General features: G+C 72.6%; 15 protein-coding genes and 1 pseudogene. 12 read left to right on the top strand and 4 right to left on the bottom strand.

What is annotated here, in order from left to right:
* Positions 1 to 31: 31 nt before the first annotated feature.
* On the top strand, positions 32 to 478 hold the full coding sequence (locus AMYTH_RS0119150) for an ATP-binding protein (RefSeq protein WP_027931675.1): 447 nt from the start codon (positions 32 to 34) through the stop codon (positions 476 to 478).
* Here AMYTH_RS0119150 and AMYTH_RS0119145 read toward each other — a convergent pair.
* A complete protein-coding gene (locus AMYTH_RS0119145; RefSeq protein WP_027931674.1) occupies positions 467 to 1333 on the bottom strand; it encodes an SGNH/GDSL hydrolase family protein in 867 nt (288 codons plus the stop codon). The two genes, AMYTH_RS0119150 and AMYTH_RS0119145, sit on opposite strands and share 12 nt — an antisense overlap.
* Before the next feature lie 88 nt (positions 1334 to 1421).
* Here AMYTH_RS0119145 and AMYTH_RS0119140 point away from each other — a divergent pair, with 88 nt between their 5' ends.
* Genes AMYTH_RS0119140 through AMYTH_RS0119125 form a run of 4 tightly spaced genes read left to right on the top strand, consistent with a single transcriptional unit; the run spans position 1422 to position 5461 of the window.
* The gene (locus AMYTH_RS0119140) at positions 1422 to 2138 is read left to right on the top strand and encodes a GntR family transcriptional regulator (protein WP_027931673.1); all 717 of its coding nucleotides are present in this window, start codon (positions 1422 to 1424) and stop codon (positions 2136 to 2138) included.
* Positions 2135 to 3130 (top strand): ADP-ribosylglycohydrolase family protein, encoded by a 996-nt coding sequence (locus AMYTH_RS0119135; protein ID WP_027931672.1) that lies wholly within the window; start codon positions 2135 to 2137, stop codon positions 3128 to 3130. Before AMYTH_RS0119140 ends, AMYTH_RS0119135 begins: the two co-directional genes overlap by 4 nt.
* A gap of 1 nt (position 3131) precedes the next feature.
* Positions 3132 to 4574, top strand: coding sequence for a purine-cytosine permease family protein (locus AMYTH_RS0119130; protein ID WP_027931671.1), 1443 nt, complete (start codon positions 3132 to 3134; stop codon positions 4572 to 4574).
* Positions 4571 to 5461, top strand: coding sequence for a PfkB family carbohydrate kinase (locus AMYTH_RS0119125; protein WP_027931670.1), 891 nt, complete (start codon positions 4571 to 4573; stop codon positions 5459 to 5461). Before AMYTH_RS0119130 ends, AMYTH_RS0119125 begins: the two co-directional genes overlap by 4 nt.
* A gap of 478 nt (positions 5462 to 5939) precedes the next feature.
* Here AMYTH_RS0119125 and AMYTH_RS0119120 read toward each other — a convergent pair whose 3' ends face one another.
* Together AMYTH_RS0119120 and AMYTH_RS45295 are read right to left on the bottom strand one after the other, a co-directional pair.
* Complete coding sequence (locus tag AMYTH_RS0119120) at positions 5940 to 7106, bottom strand: acyl-CoA dehydrogenase family protein (protein ID WP_027931669.1); 1167 nt, start codon at positions 7104 to 7106, stop codon at positions 5940 to 5942.
* Between the two features lie 336 nt (positions 7107 to 7442).
* A pseudogene (locus AMYTH_RS45295) lies at positions 7443 to 8312 on the bottom strand (amidase); the annotation flags it as partial.
* A gap of 83 nt (positions 8313 to 8395) precedes the next feature.
* Between AMYTH_RS45295 and AMYTH_RS0119110 the strand changes: the two are divergent.
* Entirely contained in the window at positions 8396 to 8671 is a 276-nt protein-coding gene (locus AMYTH_RS0119110) for a DUF2277 domain-containing protein (RefSeq protein WP_017987717.1), read from the top strand.
* Here the strand turns inward: AMYTH_RS0119110 and AMYTH_RS0119105 are convergent.
* Positions 8659 to 9252 (bottom strand): class I SAM-dependent methyltransferase, encoded by a 594-nt coding sequence (locus AMYTH_RS0119105; RefSeq protein ID WP_027931668.1) that lies wholly within the window; start codon positions 9250 to 9252, stop codon positions 8659 to 8661. The genes AMYTH_RS0119110 and AMYTH_RS0119105 overlap by 13 nt on opposite strands.
* 73 nt (positions 9253 to 9325) lie before the next feature.
* Between AMYTH_RS0119105 and folC the strand changes: the two genes are divergently transcribed.
* The 6 genes from folC (at position 9326) to AMYTH_RS0119075 (ending at position 14555) form a co-directional block, all read left to right on the top strand.
* Complete coding sequence (gene folC / locus AMYTH_RS0119100; RefSeq protein WP_027931667.1) at positions 9326 to 10795, top strand: bifunctional tetrahydrofolate synthase/dihydrofolate synthase; 1470 nt, start codon at positions 9326 to 9328, stop codon at positions 10793 to 10795.
* Positions 10792 to 11184 carry a DUF4233 domain-containing protein gene (locus AMYTH_RS0119095; protein ID WP_017987720.1) on the top strand — a complete coding sequence of 131 codons (393 nt, stop codon included), beginning with the start codon at positions 10792 to 10794 and terminating at the stop codon, positions 11182 to 11184. Before folC ends, AMYTH_RS0119095 begins: the two co-directional genes overlap by 4 nt.
* Positions 11185 to 11296: 112 nt before the next feature.
* A complete protein-coding gene (locus tag AMYTH_RS0119090; protein ID WP_037322606.1) occupies positions 11297 to 11662 on the top strand; it encodes a DUF4260 family protein in 366 nt (121 codons plus the stop codon).
* Positions 11663 to 11723: 61 nt separating this feature from the next.
* Positions 11724 to 13265 (top strand): alkaline phosphatase D family protein, encoded by a 1542-nt coding sequence (locus tag AMYTH_RS0119085; RefSeq protein ID WP_027931665.1) that lies wholly within the window; start codon positions 11724 to 11726, stop codon positions 13263 to 13265.
* Between the two features lie 54 nt (positions 13266 to 13319).
* Positions 13320 to 13730, top strand: coding sequence for a nucleoside-diphosphate kinase (gene ndk / locus AMYTH_RS0119080; protein ID WP_017987723.1), 411 nt, complete (start codon positions 13320 to 13322; stop codon positions 13728 to 13730).
* 69 nt (positions 13731 to 13799) lie between these two features.
* Positions 13800 to 14555 (top strand): IclR family transcriptional regulator, encoded by a 756-nt coding sequence (locus AMYTH_RS0119075; RefSeq protein WP_027931664.1) that lies wholly within the window; start codon positions 13800 to 13802, stop codon positions 14553 to 14555.
* Positions 14556 to 14564: the final 9 nt, after the last annotated feature.

Raw genomic sequence — 14564 nt, 5'->3', positions numbered from 1 at the left:
GAACCTGTAGGTGTTCGAGTGGGGAAGACCGATGGACAGGACTCCCAGGCCGTCGGGGTGCACCGAGACCAGCCTGCACTGCCGCTGGCCCGCTTCGCCCCGTGACATCACGGCGCTGCGGTACGAGCTCGTGCGCTGGGCGCAGGACCTCGACCTCCCGGGTCACCTCGCGCACGCGATCGGTCTCGCCGGCTACGAGGCGCTGACGAACTCGGTGACCCACGCCTACCCGGAGGGCACGGACGGCCCGGTCGAACTGCACGCGAGCCGGGACCACGACCTGATCGCCGTCACCGTCATCGACCGCGGCCGCTGGAAGACACCGCCGCCGGGGCGCTCGATGTCCGACGGCCGCGGGCTCCGGCTCATCCGCGGGCTCGCCGGGCACGTCGAGGTCATGGCGACCGACGAGGGCACCACGGTGTCGATGACCTGGCAGCTGCCGAACCACCTCGGGTTCGAGCGGTCAATCGCGTAGTTGCGCGTACGTCACCGCGGCGACGCCCTGCATCCCGGTGAAGAACGGGTGGTAGTTCGCGGCCCACGGCTTGAGGTCCTTGCCGTTGATCCACGCCTGCCCCGGCGGGGCGCACGCGTCGTGGCCCAGTGACGGCCCGAAAGTGTCCACATAGGACGCGTCGCCGTCGTCCGCGACCGCCTTTTCCAACGCCGCGTTGAGTTCTTCCTCCACGCTGTTGAGCCACGGGTAGTCGCCGTCGGCGAAGGGCAGCACGTCCGGGCAGGTGCCCGACGGCGGCGCGATGCGCGGGTAGCCGATCACCAGCACCTCGGCCTCCGGCGCGCGGTCGTGAATCTCGCCGAGCACGGCGGTGACGTTCGCCTGCGTCTGCGGCAGCCGGGCCTTGATGGTGTCGACGCCGTCGACGGTGAAGTGGCGCTCGCAGGGGTTGCCGGTGGGATCGGAGGCGCGCAGGCCCGGGCAGGTGCCGATGATCGTGCCGAAAACGCCGTAGTCGTTGCCGCCGATGCCGAGCGTGACCAGGTCGGTGTCCGGGCGCAGGGCGTCCAGTTGCGGTGGGTTCGGGCCGAGGACCACGTCCTGCGGGGCGACCATGTCGTGGGTGTCCGCGCCGCTGCACGAGACGTCGGTGAACGCGCCGACCCGCAAGGCGATCGCCAGCAGCGACGGGTAGTTCCCGGTCGAGCGGAGGCAGCCGACGGGGTCCACGCGCTGCAGCGGGATCAGTGGGCCCGCCGTGTAGGAGTCGCCGAGCGCGACGTAGTGCCGGTAGCGGGGTTGCGCGGACGCGGTGAGCGTCGAGGCGAGCAACGTGCAGGCGGCGACCAGGAGGACGAACATGCTGCGGCGCATGGGTAGTTCATAGCTCCGGGCGGGTCAGCGTGCCGCCGCCATTCGGGTGGGCTCGCGTTCCGTCACCTGTCCGGGGTAATGTACAGGTATGGACAGGACTGAACAGGTCGGTTTTTCCAAGCGGCACCGCCTGGTCACCGATCTCGCCGAGCAGATCCGGACGGGCAGGCTGGCGCGCGGTGAGCGGTTGCCCGGGGAGCACCAGCTGGCGCAGCGGTACCAGGTCAGCCGGGGCACGGTCCGCAGCGCCCTGTCCGAACTGCAGCGGCGCGAGCTGATCGCGACGGAGAGCGGTGTCGGTTCGTTCGTCACCTTCGACGGCGTCGAGCTGGACCAGGCCGTCGGCTGGGCCACCGCGCTCGCCCGGTCCGGGTTCGAGATCACCACCGACCTGCTGGCGATCGAGCACGTCCGCGACGACGCCCTCGCCGAGCGCTTCGGGGTCGAGTCGTTCGTCTCGATCCGCCGGTTGCGTCGCGACCAGGCCGCCGGCCCGGTGTCGCTGGAAGTCGCGCTCGTCCCGGGCACCGGCGCGCTCGCCGGGCTGCCGGAGCGAGGCTTGGTGCGCGGCTCGCTGACCGCGACGCTCGCCGACGCCGGTCTGCGCGCCGAAGGTGGTGAGCAGTGGATCGGCACCGAGGCGCTGACCCCGGAGACCGCGGCGCTGCTGGAACGGCCGCCAGGCACGCTGTTCCTCCGCGCGGTCCGCACGAGCACCGACGCGGCGGGTGGTCTCGTCGAGCACGTCGTCAGCCTCCTGGACCCGGCGCGGTTCCAGTTCCACCTCACGTTCGGCCGCCGGTGAGCGCGCGGGACCGGGCGCTCGGCGCGTTCGCCGGGCTCGCCCTCGGCGACGCGCTGGGCATGCCGACGCAGTCGATGTCGCGAACCGAAATCACCCGCCGCTACGGGCGGATCGACACGCTCGTGGACGCCGTGGCGGACCAGCCGATCGCGCCCGGCATGCCGGCCGGGTCCATCACCGACGACACCGAACAGGCCCTGCTGCTGGCGCGGCTGCTCATCGACGGCGACGGCCGGATCGACCCGCTGGTGTTCGCCCGCGCGCTGCTCGACTGGGAAGCCGACATGATCCGGCGCGGCTCGGCCGACCTGCTCGGCCCGTCCACGAAACGCGCGCTGGACCTGCTCCAGTCGGGCGCCGACCCGGCCGAGGCCGGGCGCGGGGGCAGCACGAACGGCGCCGCCATGCGGATCACGCCGGTGGCGATCGCGACCCCGCCGGAGCTGGACCGCCTGCTGGACGCCGTGACCGAAGCCAGTCTGGTCACACACAACTCGAGCCTCGGCATCGCTGCGGCCGCGGCCATCGCGGCGGCCGTGTCCGCGGGAGTGGACGGCGCGTCCCTGCCCGAAGCGCTCGACCACGCCGAGGCGGCGGCTGCCGCCGGTGCCGGCCGCGGCGCCTGGAGCGCGGGCGGCGACATCGCGGCGCGCATCCGCTGGGCTCGCGACTGGGTGTCCGGAATGGACACCGCGACCCTCGCCGACGCCGTCTACCAGGTGATCGGCACCTCGGTCGCGGCGCAGGAATCGGTGGTCGCGGCGATCGCGCTGGCGCAGGCGCTCGGTGACCGGCCCGCCGACGCCCTCACCCTCGCCGCCGGACTGGGCGGCGACACCGACACCGTCGCCGCGATGTGCGGCGCGATCCTCGGCGCGCAGCACGGCTTCGCCGGACTGCCCGCCGGACCGGTCGGCACCGTTCTCACGGTCAACCGGCTGGACCTCGGCCCCGTCGTCGACGGGCTGCTGGAAATTCGTGGAAGGAAGTGACATGGCGACTGACACCGCTGTCGAGTCCCGCGCGGGTGCATTGGAGACCCGCGGCATCGAACCGGTCCCCGAGGCCGAACGCACCGGCAGGCCCGGGCAGCTGTTCTGGGTGTGGTTCGCCGCGAACATCTCCATCCTCGGTCTGCCGCTCGGCGCGACGCTGGTCGCGATCCAGGGGCTGACGTTCTGGCAGGCCGCGATCGTCGCGGTGATCGGGTCGGTCGGGTCGTTCGCGATCGTCGGCGCGGTGTCGATCGCCGGGCGGCGCGGGGGAGCGCCAGGCCTGACGTTGTCCCGCGCGGTGTTCGGCGTGCACGGCAACGCCGGGCCGACCGTGGTGTCGCTGCTGTCGCGGCTGGGCTGGGAGACGGTCAACACCACGACCGCCGCGTTCGCCCTGTTGTCCCTGTGCGCCATCGTGTTCGGCACCGCGTCGGACGCGAAGGCCACGCCGGTGCTGACCATCGCCTGCATCGCGGTGTTCGTCGCGTGCACCGTGGTGGTGTCCGGGCTCGGGCACGCGGTGCTGGTCGCCGTGCAGCGCTGGGCGACGTGGATCTTCGGCGCGCTCAACATCGTGGTCGCGGTGAACCTGGTCGCGACCATCGACTGGAGCGCGGTCGGGGCCGCCGAGCCGGCGTCGGTGGGCGCGATGATCGCCGGGGTCGGGACGATCGCGGCCGGCACCGGCATCGGCTGGGCGAACGCCTCGGCCGACATGTCGCGCTACCAGTCGCCCGCGGTGCGCAACGGGTCGCTCGTGCTGTCCGCCGCGGCGGGCGCGGGGATCCCGCTGGTGCTCCTGATCGGCCTTGGCAGCCTGCTCTCCGCGGGCGACCCCACGCTCGCGCAGGCCGACGACCCGGTCGCCGCGATCCGGTCGATGCTGCCCGCGTGGATGGCGGTCCCGTACCTGCTGGCCGCGTTCGGCGGGCTCCTGCTGTCCAACCACCTGTCGGTGTACTCCGCGGGACTGACCACGCTGACCCTGGGCATCCGGATCAAGCGGGTGTACGCGGTGGTGGTCGACGTGATCGTCACCTTCGCCGGGGCCGCGTACTTCATGCTGGTCGCGGACAACTTCTACGGGCCGTTCATCGCGTTCATCAGCCTGCTCGCGGTGCCGATCACCGCGTGGGTCGGCGTGTTCGGCGTGGACATGCTGCGCCGCAGGCACTACGACCCGGCCGGGCTGATGGACCTGCGCCGCACCAGCGTGTACTGGTACCGGGCCGGCATCGAGCCGCGCGCGCTGCTGGCGTGGGCCGCGGGCATCGTCACCGGGTACCTGTTCACCACCGCGGGGACCGGCGAGGACGTGTGGTTCACCGGGCCGTTCGCGAACACGTGGCCGGGGCAGAACGGGCTGGGCTGGCTGATCACGCTCGTCGTGGCCGGCGGCCTGTACGGGCTGCTCGGCGGCGCGCGGACGGCGTCGCGGTGAGCAGGCTCGTCCATACCGGACAGGTGATCGTCGACCTGGTGCTGCGGGTGCCGGAGCTGCCGCGGCGCGGCGGTGACGTGCTGGCGGATGGGATGGACCTCACGCCCGGTGGCGGCTTCAACGTGATGGCCGCCGCGGCCCGCTCCGGCGCCGAAGTGGTCTACGCCGGCGCCCACGGAACGGGCCGGTTCGGCGACGCGGTCCGGGCGGCGCTGGCGGCGGAGGGAATCGGGGTGGCCCAGGCTCCGTTGTCCGATGTGGACACCGGGGTGTGCGTGGTGCTGGTCGATTCCGGTGGTGAGCGGACGTTCGTGACCGGCACCGGCGCCGAGGGGATGCTCGCGCCGGGCCGGCTGGACGACGTGCCGGTGGCGGCGGCCGACCTGGTGTACGTCAGCGGGTACTCGCTCGCGCACGCGCCGAACCGCGCGGCGCTGGCGGCGTGGCTGCCGACCGTGCCGGCGCGGGTGCTGCTCGACCCCGGCCCGCTCGCCGCCGACCTGCCGCTGGACCTCGTGCTGCCGCACGTGGACATCCTGAGCTGCAACGCCGCCGAGGCTCGCGCACTGTCCGGAAAGGACTCGCTGACGGAGGCCGCGTTGGCGCTCGGCGGAACGGTCGTCGTCCGCGACGGCCCGGCCGGCTGCCTGCTGGCCGAGAACGGCGAGGTGCGGACGATCCCGGGTTTCCCGGTGGAGCCCGTGGACACCAACGGCGCGGGCGACGCGCATTGCGGAGTCCTCGCGGCGGAGCTGCTGGCCGGAGCGGACCTGGCCATGGCGGCCCGCCGGGCGAACGCCGCCGCCGCGATGGCCGTGCTCCGCCCCGGCCCGGCCACTGCGCCTAACCGCCAGGAGATCGACGAGTTCCTGGCGGCTCGCGCGTAGTGCTGCGCCGCTCAGGACCGGCCCGCGGCGGCACGAAGGGCGCTCTGCGCGAGCCTGGCGTGCTCGCCGACCGGTCCGCGCGGTTCCCCCGGCTCAGCGGGTGGTGCTCTGCCTGGCGGCGACCGCGGGTCTTCTCGCGCCGTGGCGCGGTGCCGGGCTCGGGTGGCTGTCGTGCGGGCGAACCGCGCTCGGGCCACGGTGGCGAGGAACTCGCCGCTCTGCGGACCGCGGGCCTGCTCGCGGCCGGCCGGCGAGCCTGGCGTGCTCGCCGGCCGTGCCGTGCCGGCTCAGCGGTAGGCGCCCTGCGCGGCGGGGACCATGGGTCTTCTCGCGCCGTGGCGCGGTGTCCGCGCTCGCGGTGGCTGTCGTGCGGGCGAACCGCGCTTGGCCACGGTGGCGAGGAACTCGCCGTTCTGCGGACCGCGGGCCTGCTCGCGGCCGGCCGGCGAGCCTGGCGTGCTCGCCGTGCCGTGCCGGCTCAGCGGTAGGCGCTCTGCCCGGTCAGCAGCTGCCCGAGCACCAGCGTGTGGATCTCCTCCGTGCCCTCGTAGGTCAGCACGCTCTCCAGGTTGTTCGCGTGCCGCAGCACCGGGTACTCCAGGCTGATCCCGTTCGCGGCCAGGATCGTGCGCGCCGTCCGGGCGATGTCGATCGCGGTGCGCACGTTGTTCAGCTTGCCGAAGCTGACCAGCTCGGGCGGCAGCTCGCCGGCGTCCTTGCGGCGCCCGAGGTGCACCGCGAGCAGCATGCCCTTGTTCAGCTCCATCGCCATCCCGACGAGCTTCTGCTGCGTAAGCTGGAACCCGCCGATGGGGCGGCCGAACTGCTCCCGCGTCGACGCGTAGTCGAGTGCGCTTTCGTAGCACGTGCGGGCCGCGCCGAGCGCCCCGAACAGGATGCCGAACCGCGCCTCGGACAGGCAGGACAGCGGCCCCTTCAGCCCGGTCACGCCGGGCAGCACCGCGTCGCCCGGCAGGCGCAGGTCGTCGAACGACAGCTCGGCCGTCGCGGACATCCGCAGCGACAGCTTGTGCTTGATCTCCCGCGCGGTGAACCCCGGCGTGTCCGTCGGCACCACGAACCCGCGCACGCCCTCGTCGGTGCGCGCCCACACCACGGCGACGTCGGCGAGGGTGCCGTTGGTGATCCACATCTTGGACCCGTTGAGGATCCAGTCGCCGCCGTCGCGCTTGGCGAACGTGCGCATGTCGCCAGGGTCGGACCCGCGGTCGGGCTCGGTGAGGCCGAAGCAGCCGATCGCCTCGCCGCGTGCCATCGACGGCAGCCACCGGTCCTTCTGCTCGTCCGAGCCGTACTTCCAGATCGGGAACATCGCCAGCGAGCCCTGCACGGACACGAAGCTGCGCAGCCCGCTGTCACCGGCCTCCAGCTCCAGGCACGCCAGGCCGTACGCGGTGGCGCTGGTGCCCGCGCAGCCGTACCCGGTGAGGTGCATGCCGAGCAGGCCCATCTCGCCGAGCTGCCCCACCAGGTGCTTCGGGAACGTCGCGTCCTCGAACCACTGGCCGGCGTGGTCGGCGACCTCCTTGCGGACGAAGGTCCGCACCGTGTCCGCGATCTCGCGCTCCTCCTCGTTCAGCAGATCGCGGATGCCGAGCAGGTCACGGGGGTCGGGCTTCGTCATGACGGCGTTCTTCCTGTGCGGGCCCGTGCCAGGGCGCGGGCGGGTGGACCGGATTCGATCACTCCGCCGAGCAGGCAGAGCAGGGCTTCCCGCCGCCGCGGCCCGACGAGCTGCGCGCCGGCCGGGAGACCGGCGCCGGTCAGCCCGGCCGGGACCGTCAGCGCGGGATGCCCGCTGACGGAGGCTAGTGCGGTCAGCCGGTAGTACGCGTTTTCGAGCGACTCCGCTCGCCCGCCGAGCTCGACCTCGTCGGTGTCGGCGGGCGCGGCGGTGACCGGCACGGGTGGGCATCAACAGGGCGTCGACCTCGCTGAGCACCGCGTCCACCTCGGCGGCGATCTCGGCAGCGCGGGCGCGGGCGGCCTCGTAGTCGTCCCGGCTCACCTCGGCGCCTGCCTTGAGCTGTCCGATCGCGCGGCCACGCAGGCCGGACGGGTCGTCGGAGTAGGCCTGCCACCACTGCTGGGCGGACTCGTACAGCATGGTCGTGTACCCGGCCGAGCGCGCGTGCCGGGCGCCCAGCGGCAGCTCGACCGGCACGATCTCCACGCCGGCCGTGCGCAGGGTGTCTGCGGCCGACTCGACCACCTCCAGCACCTCGGGGTCGATCTTGCCGCGCCACAGGTGCTCCGGCCAGCCGAGGCGCAGACCCTCGACGGTGTCCGGCGCGGGTTCACCCGCACCGGCCAGGATCCGGTGCACCGTGAGGCAGTCCGCCGCCTTCCGCGCGATCGGGCCGGCGGTGTCCATCGACGGCACGAGCGGCGTCACCCCGCGCATCGGCACGGTGCCGTGCGTCGGCCGCAGCCCGGCGACCCCGCACAACGCGGCCGGGATGCGGATCGAGCCGCCGGTGTCGGTGCCCAGCGCGACCGGCACGTCCCCGGTGGCGACGGCGACCGCCGAGCCGCCGCTCGACCCGCCCGCGTCCCGGTCCGGCGCCCACGGGTTGCGGCAGCCGGGTGTGCGGACCGACCACGCCAGCTCCGGCACGGTGGTGCGGGAGACGGGGACGTAGCCGGCGGCACGCAGCCGGGCGACCACTTCGGCGTCCTCGGCCGCGACGTGGTGCCCCAGTCCGGGCGTGCCGTTGCGCGTCGTCTGGCCCGCGACGTCGAGGAAGTCCTTGACCGCGAAGGGGATTCCGGTTTCCGGGTGGGGAAAGCGCTCGACGTAGGCGCCGAAGTCGGTCGACAGCGCGCACACCTCCTCGTGCACGGGGACTTTCCCGAGAGCTTGCCCGATCAGTGTGACCCCGTCGAGGGCGCGGCGCGCGTAGTCTCGGCCACATGTGCCGAAACATCACGGTGCTCCGCGGGCTCGAGCCGTCGGCGACGGCGGAGGAGATCGAGGCCGCCGCGCGCCAGTACGTGCGCAAGGTGACCGGGGTGCAGACCCTGTCCGACGCCACGCGCGAGCCGTTCGAACGGGCCGTCGCGGAGATCGCCGAGATCACCACGCGGCTGCTCGGCGAGCTGCCCGCGCGCCGCCAGCCGCCCACGACCGTGCCCCCGTTGCGCCGGCCCGAAGTGCGCGCGCGGATCGCCGCGCGTCAGGCCCGGTAGAGCAGCAGGTAGCGGAAGAACAACAGCGGCCGCACGCTCGATCCGGGCAGCAGCCGCGCGGAGTCGCGTCGCACCTGCGTCATCGTCGTGTCCCAGTCGCGCACCGGCGCCTTCGCCACCGGGTCCGGACCGCCGTTGAGGTGCTCGCCCGCCGCCACGACCAGCCGCGCCGCCAGGTTGACCGGTGGCGCGAGCAGACCCCACATCGCCCAGTCCGCCGCCGAGCGCGGCTTGGCCAGCCCGAGCACCGCCAGCACCCCGCCGGGGTTGAGCGCCGCCCGCAGCTTCGTCACCGTCTCGAACGGCACGTGGTGCAGCGAGGCGAGGCACGAGATGAAGTCGTAGCGGCCCAGCTCCGCCGTCGTGACGTCCTCGTTCCGGTAGGTGATGCCGGGGCCGAGCGCCCGCGCCGCGGCGATGACCTCCGTGGACGGGTCGATCCCCTCGACCGACAGACCGGCCGCGGCCAGCTTGCGGGTGAACCGTCCCGCGCCGCACCCCACGTCCAGCGCGGTGCGTGCCCCGGCGGGCACGTGCCGCAGCAGCAACCGGTGGTAGGCGTGGTTGTGGTCGAACGGCATGCAGCCCAACCTGCCAGGACCCGCGAAAGTAGACTCGGCCGGGTAGTCAACCCCGGCCGAAGAGGGAGAACGCGTGACATCGGGCGAGGACGAGGAGTACCCGGCGGAGCTGTCCAGCGGGGGCAACTTCGTAGCCGGGCCCCTGCCCGACGATCCGGCCGAGATCGACCCGGTCGACCTGGAGGAGATCGAGCGACAGGCCCGCCGTGAGCTGCTGCGCGTCGAGGCCGAACTGAACCAGCGCTGGCCGGAGACGAAGATCGAGCCGTCGCTCGACCGCATCGCCGCGCTGATGACCGTGCTGGGCGACCCGCAGAAGACGTACCCCGTCATCCACGTCGCGGGCACCAACGGCAAGGGCTCGGTCACCCGGATGATCGATGCGCTGCTGTCCCGCCTCGGGCTGCGCGTGGGCCGCTACACCAGCCCGCACCTGCAGCTGGTCACCGAGCGGATCGCCGTCGACGGCGCCCCGATCGCGGCGTCGAAGTACGTCGACATCTACCGCGACATCGCGCCCTACATCGGCATGGTGGACAACGCGGGCGGCCCGAAGATGAGCAAGTTCGAGGTGCTCACCGGCATGGCGTTCGCGGCGTTCGCGGACGCGCCGGTCGACGCCGCGGTGATCGAGACCGGCATGGGCGGCACCTGGGACGCCACCAACGTCGCCGACGGGCAGGTCGCGGTCATCACGCCGATCGGCCTCGACCACACCGACTACCTGGGCAGCGACCTCGGCGGGATCGCGGGCGAGAAGGCCGGGATCATCAAGGCGGGCAGCGTCGCGATCCTCGCCGAGCAGGAGCCGGATGCGCAGCGCGTGCTGCTGGAGCGCACGGTCGAGGTGGACGCGACGGTCGCGCGCGCGGGCAGCGAGTTCGGCGTGCTGCGGCGCGAGATCGCGGTCGGCGGGCAGATGCTGAGCCTGCAGGGCCTCGGCGGCGTCTACGACGAGATCTTCCTGCCCCTGCACGGCGCGCACCAGGCGAACAACGCGCTGCTGGCGCTGGCCGCGGTCGAGGCGTTCTTCGGCGCGGGCAAGGACCGGCGGCTCGACATCGAGGCCGTGCGCGAGGCGTTCGCGGCGGTGGAGATCCCGGGCCGCCTGGAGCCCGTCCGCGCCGCGCCGACGGTGCTGCTGGACGCGGCCCACAACCCGCACGGCGCGCGGGCGCTGGCCACCGCGATCGAGGAGGAGTTCGCGTTCCGCAGGCTCGCCGCGGTCATCGGGGCGCTCGAGGACAAGGACGTGCGCGGCGTGCTGGAGGCGCTCGAACCGGTGGTCTCCGATGTGGTGGTCACCAAGAACAGCTCGCCCCGCGCGATGCCGCTGGACGAGCTGAACGAACTGGCGCTGGCGGTGTTCGGGGAGGACCGGGTGGTCGCCGAGCCCAGCCTGGACGCGGCGGTGGAGACCGCGGTGGCGCTGGTCGAGGAGAGCGACGGCGGCGAACCGCTGGCCGGCGGCGGTGTGCTGATCACGGGTTCCGTCGTCACGGTCGGCGACGCGCGGACGTTGTTCGGGAAGGAGCCCGCGTGAGCGAGGAGAAGACGGTCCGGCCCCCGGCGAAGGACCCGATGAAGTCCTTCCGCGGGGTGATGGCCGGGACGCTGATCTGCGAGGCCATCACGGTCGGCCTGGCGCTGCCGGTGATCGCCAACCTGGGCGGCGGCATCGGCACCCTCGCGGGCTGGGGGATCATCGTGATCGCCGTGCTGCACGTGCTGCTGTGCGGCGTGCTGAAGCGGCGCTGGGCGGTGCCGGCGATCCTGGTGCTGCAGGTCGCGCTGGTCGCGTACTTCGTCGACACGGTGGCCATCGGCGTCATCGGCCTGCTGTTCCTCGCGTTCTGGCTGTGGGCGCTGTGGCTGCGCAACGACGTGGCCCGGCGCATGGCTGAGGGCCGTCTGCCCAGCCAGCAGCAGTAGCGGCGATCCGAAAAGAGAGCAGTGCTCTTGACAAGGGCGCTCCGCTCGGTCATTGTTGTCTTGTGAGAGCACTGCTCTCGAAATGGACAACCGATCTCGGAGGAGTGTTCCCATGAAGCGCACCGCCTGGGCCCTCGCCGGCGTCTTCCTGCTCGCGTTCGCCGTGTTCGAGGCCGTCAAGCACGGCGGCTGGACCGTCGGCGCCCTGCTGCTCGGCCTGATCGGGCCGGACCTGACGTTCCTGGCCGGGATCGGCGCGCCGCCCGCCGAGCGCGGCGTGCTGCCGCGCCGGGTGGTGCCGTTCTACAACGCCGCCCACCACTGGGCGGGTCCGGTCGTCCTGCTTGTGGTCTTCAGCTTCGTCGCGAGCCCCGCTGCCTTCACGCTCGGGCTGGCCTGGCTCGCGCACATCGTCGTGGACCGCGCCTTCGGTTACGGTCTGCGCACGGCCGACGGCAGGCAGCGTGCCACCGCGTGATTTCACCGTCCGGTCAGCCGGAGTTGGCCCGTCGGCCCCCGAGCCCGCATAGAACTCCAGCATGACCGAACAGACCCGCCGCTCCGCCCTCAGAACCGGCCTCGTCGGCGCCGGTGTCCTCGCCGCAGGCGTCCTCGGCAGCCCCTTCGCGAACGCCGTCCTCGTCCGCAAGGACCGCCCCGTCCTGACGCACGGCATCCAGTCCGGCGACGTGACCCCGAACTCGGCACTGGTCTGGACCCGTGCCGACCGGCCGTCCCGCATGATCGTCGAGGTCTCGCGCGACCCGTCGTTCCGACACGCGCGGACCATCCGCGGTCCGCTGCTGACCCCGGACACCGGCGGCACCGGCAAACTGCGGATCTCCGCGCTCGCGCCGGGCACCGAACTGCACTACCGGGTCACCGCCGAATCCCTCGACGGCCGGGCCACCAGCGAGCCGCTGACCGGCACGTTCAAGACCGCGCCGGTTGGGCGCAGCGACGTGCGGCTGACCTGGTCCGGCGACGTGGCGGGCCAGGGCTGGGGCATCAACCCGGACATCGGCGGCATGACCGCCTACGCCGCGATGCTCGCCCGCAAACCGGACCTGTTCCTGCACAGCGGCGACACGGTCTACGCCGACGGCCCGCTCACCGAGACGGTCACGCTGCCCGACGGCCGCGTCTGGCGCAACATCGTGACCCCGGAGAAGACGAAGGTCGCCGAGACGCTCGACGAGTACCGCGGCCAGTTCGCCTACAACATGCTCGACGCGAACGTCCGCGCCTTCACCGCCGCCGTACCCAGCTACGTCCAGTGGGACGACCACGAGGTCACCAACAACTGGTACCCGGGCGAGATCCTGGACCTGCCGCAGTACACCGAAAAGCGCGTCGACGTGCTGGCCGCGCGGGCGTTCCAGGCGTTCCACGAGTGGCAGCCGATCGACCCGCGCCAGGCGGTGGACGGCCGGGTGTACCGCAGCTTCACCTACGGCTCGCGGCTGGAGGTGTTCGTGCTGGACATGCGGACCTACAAGGACGCCAACACCGCGGACCCGACGAAGCCCGGGCAGATCCTCGGCGAGAAGCAGGCGAAGTGGCTCGTGGACGGCCTGTCCCGCAGCCGCGCCACGTGGAAGATCGTGCAGGCCGACCTGCCCATCGGACTGGCCGTGCTGGACGGCTCCACCGGCATCGAGGGCGTGGCGAACAACCGGCCCGGTGCGCCCGCAGGCCGCGAGAGCGAGATCGCGTGGGTGCTGCGGGAACTGGCGAAGCGGAAGGTGCGCAACACCGTGTGGCTGACCGCCGACGTGCACTACACCGCGGCGCACCACTATTCGCCGGACCGCGCCGCGGTGCAGGATTTCGACCCGTTCTGGGAATTCGTTTCCGGCCCGCTGCACGCCGGCGCGTTCGGCCCGAACACGCTCGACCCGACCTTCGGCCCGCAGGCCGTTTTCGTGCACGCCCCGCCCGCCGCGAACACCTCGCCGATGGCCGGTTTCCAGCATTTCGGCGAAATCAACATCGACGGCGGCTCGGGTGAGCTGCGAGTCGATCTCCGTGACGGCACGGGCGCCTCGCTGTGGTCGACGACCCTGGAACCGCAGCGCTGACCAGGCCAGTAGGCTTCGGGCAATCCGTGCACGTGATGAAGGAGAAACACAGTCGTGAGTGAACGCACGCTGGTTCTGGTCAAGCCCGACGGCGTACAGCGCGGCCTCGTCGGCGAGGTCATTTCGCGCATCGAGCGCAAGGGGCTGAAGCTGGCCGCGCTGGAGCTGCGCACCGTCGAGCGTTCGGTCGCCGAGGAGCACTACGCCGAGCACAAGGACAAGCCGTTCTTCGGTGACCTGCTGGAGTTCATCACCTCCGGCCCGGTCGTCGCGATCGCCGTCGAGGGCGTGCGGGCCATCGCGGCCTTCCGCCAGCTGGCGGGCGGCACCGACCCGGTGGAGAAGGCCACCCCGGGCACGCTGCGCGGGGACTACGGCCTGGAGACCCAGTTCAACCTGGTGCACGGCTCGGACTCGCCGGAGTCGGCCGAGCGCGAGCTGAAGCTCTGGTTCCCGGACCTCTGAGCAACCGCGGGGGCTCCCGGTGGGATTGATCCTTACCGGGAGCCCCTTCCGGGAATTACCATCTGGGGCATGGCCGCAGGCGATGGCGATGTCCCGAAGTCGGTGCTGGCGCGCGGCCTGGTGTTGCTGGACGCGTTCGAACCCGCCGATGTCGAACTCTCCCTGGCCGAATTGTCCGCCCGCACGGGGCTGCCGAAGCCCACCGCCCACCGGATGATCGCCGAACTCGTCCGCTGGGGCGGGCTGGAACGCCACGGTGCCTCCTACCGGCTGGGAATGAAGCTCTTCGAGCTCGGCCAGCGCGTGCCGCGGCGGCGTGAACTGCGCGAAGCGGCGTTGCCGTACCTGCAGGACCTGTACGAGGCCACGCACGAGAACATCCACCTCGCGGTGCCGGACGGCGGTCACACGTTGTTCCTGGAGAAGGTCACCGGTCACCGGTCGACGCCCATCCGCTCGCGCGTCGGCGGCCGGATGCCGGTGCACTGCACCGCGACCGGCAAGGTCTTCCTCGCGCTCGGGCCGCCGGAGTACTTCCGGCGCGTCACCGAGGCCGGGCTGGCCCGCAAGACGCCACGCACGATCGTCGCGCCCGGGTTGCTGCGGCGGGAGCTGGACCGGGCTGTGGAGCGCGGGTACGGGGTCAACCACGAGGAAGCCGAGGTCGGCGTCGCCGCGGTGGCCGCGCCGGTGTACGACCGGCGGCGCAGGCTGGTCGCGGCCGTGTCGATCACCGGCAGCGCCGAGCGCCTCGACGTGGAACGGCTGGCGCCCGCGGTGCGGACCGCCGCCTCCGCGCTGACCCGGGAGCTGGCCGCGCCGTAAACCGATCGA

It is taken from the genome of Amycolatopsis thermoflava N1165 (genome assembly GCF_000473265.1).
Lineage (GTDB): Bacteria > Actinomycetota > Actinomycetes > Mycobacteriales > Pseudonocardiaceae > Amycolatopsis_E > Amycolatopsis_E thermoflava.
This window is presented reverse-complemented; position numbering and strand designations above follow the sequence as displayed.

What these genes read in the sequence shown, in the direction of transcription:
- AMYTH_RS0119150 (WP_027931675.1), top strand. Translation starts at nt 32, where the DNA reads ATGGACAGGACTCCCAGGCCGTCGGGGTGCACCGAGACCAGCCTGCAC.
- AMYTH_RS0119145 (WP_027931674.1), bottom strand. Translation starts at nt 1,333, where the DNA reads ATGCGCCGCAGCATGTTCGTCCTCCTGGTCGCCGCCTGCACGTTGCTC.
- AMYTH_RS0119140 (WP_027931673.1), top strand. Translation starts at nt 1,422, where the DNA reads ATGGACAGGACTGAACAGGTCGGTTTTTCCAAGCGGCACCGCCTGGTC.
- AMYTH_RS0119130 (WP_027931671.1), top strand. Translation starts at nt 3,132, where the DNA reads ATGGCGACTGACACCGCTGTCGAGTCCCGCGCGGGTGCATTGGAGACC.
- AMYTH_RS0119120 (WP_027931669.1), bottom strand. Translation starts at nt 7,106, where the DNA reads ATGACGAAGCCCGACCCCCGTGACCTGCTCGGCATCCGCGATCTGCTG.
- AMYTH_RS0119110 (WP_017987717.1), top strand. Translation starts at nt 8,396, where the DNA reads ATGTGCCGAAACATCACGGTGCTCCGCGGGCTCGAGCCGTCGGCGACG.
- AMYTH_RS0119105 (WP_027931668.1), bottom strand. Translation starts at nt 9,252, where the DNA reads ATGCCGTTCGACCACAACCACGCCTACCACCGGTTGCTGCTGCGGCAC.
- AMYTH_RS0119090 (WP_037322606.1), top strand. Translation starts at nt 11,297, where the DNA reads ATGAAGCGCACCGCCTGGGCCCTCGCCGGCGTCTTCCTGCTCGCGTTC.
- AMYTH_RS0119085 (WP_027931665.1), top strand. Translation starts at nt 11,724, where the DNA reads ATGACCGAACAGACCCGCCGCTCCGCCCTCAGAACCGGCCTCGTCGGC.
- AMYTH_RS0119075 (WP_027931664.1), top strand. Translation starts at nt 13,800, where the DNA reads ATGGCCGCAGGCGATGGCGATGTCCCGAAGTCGGTGCTGGCGCGCGGC.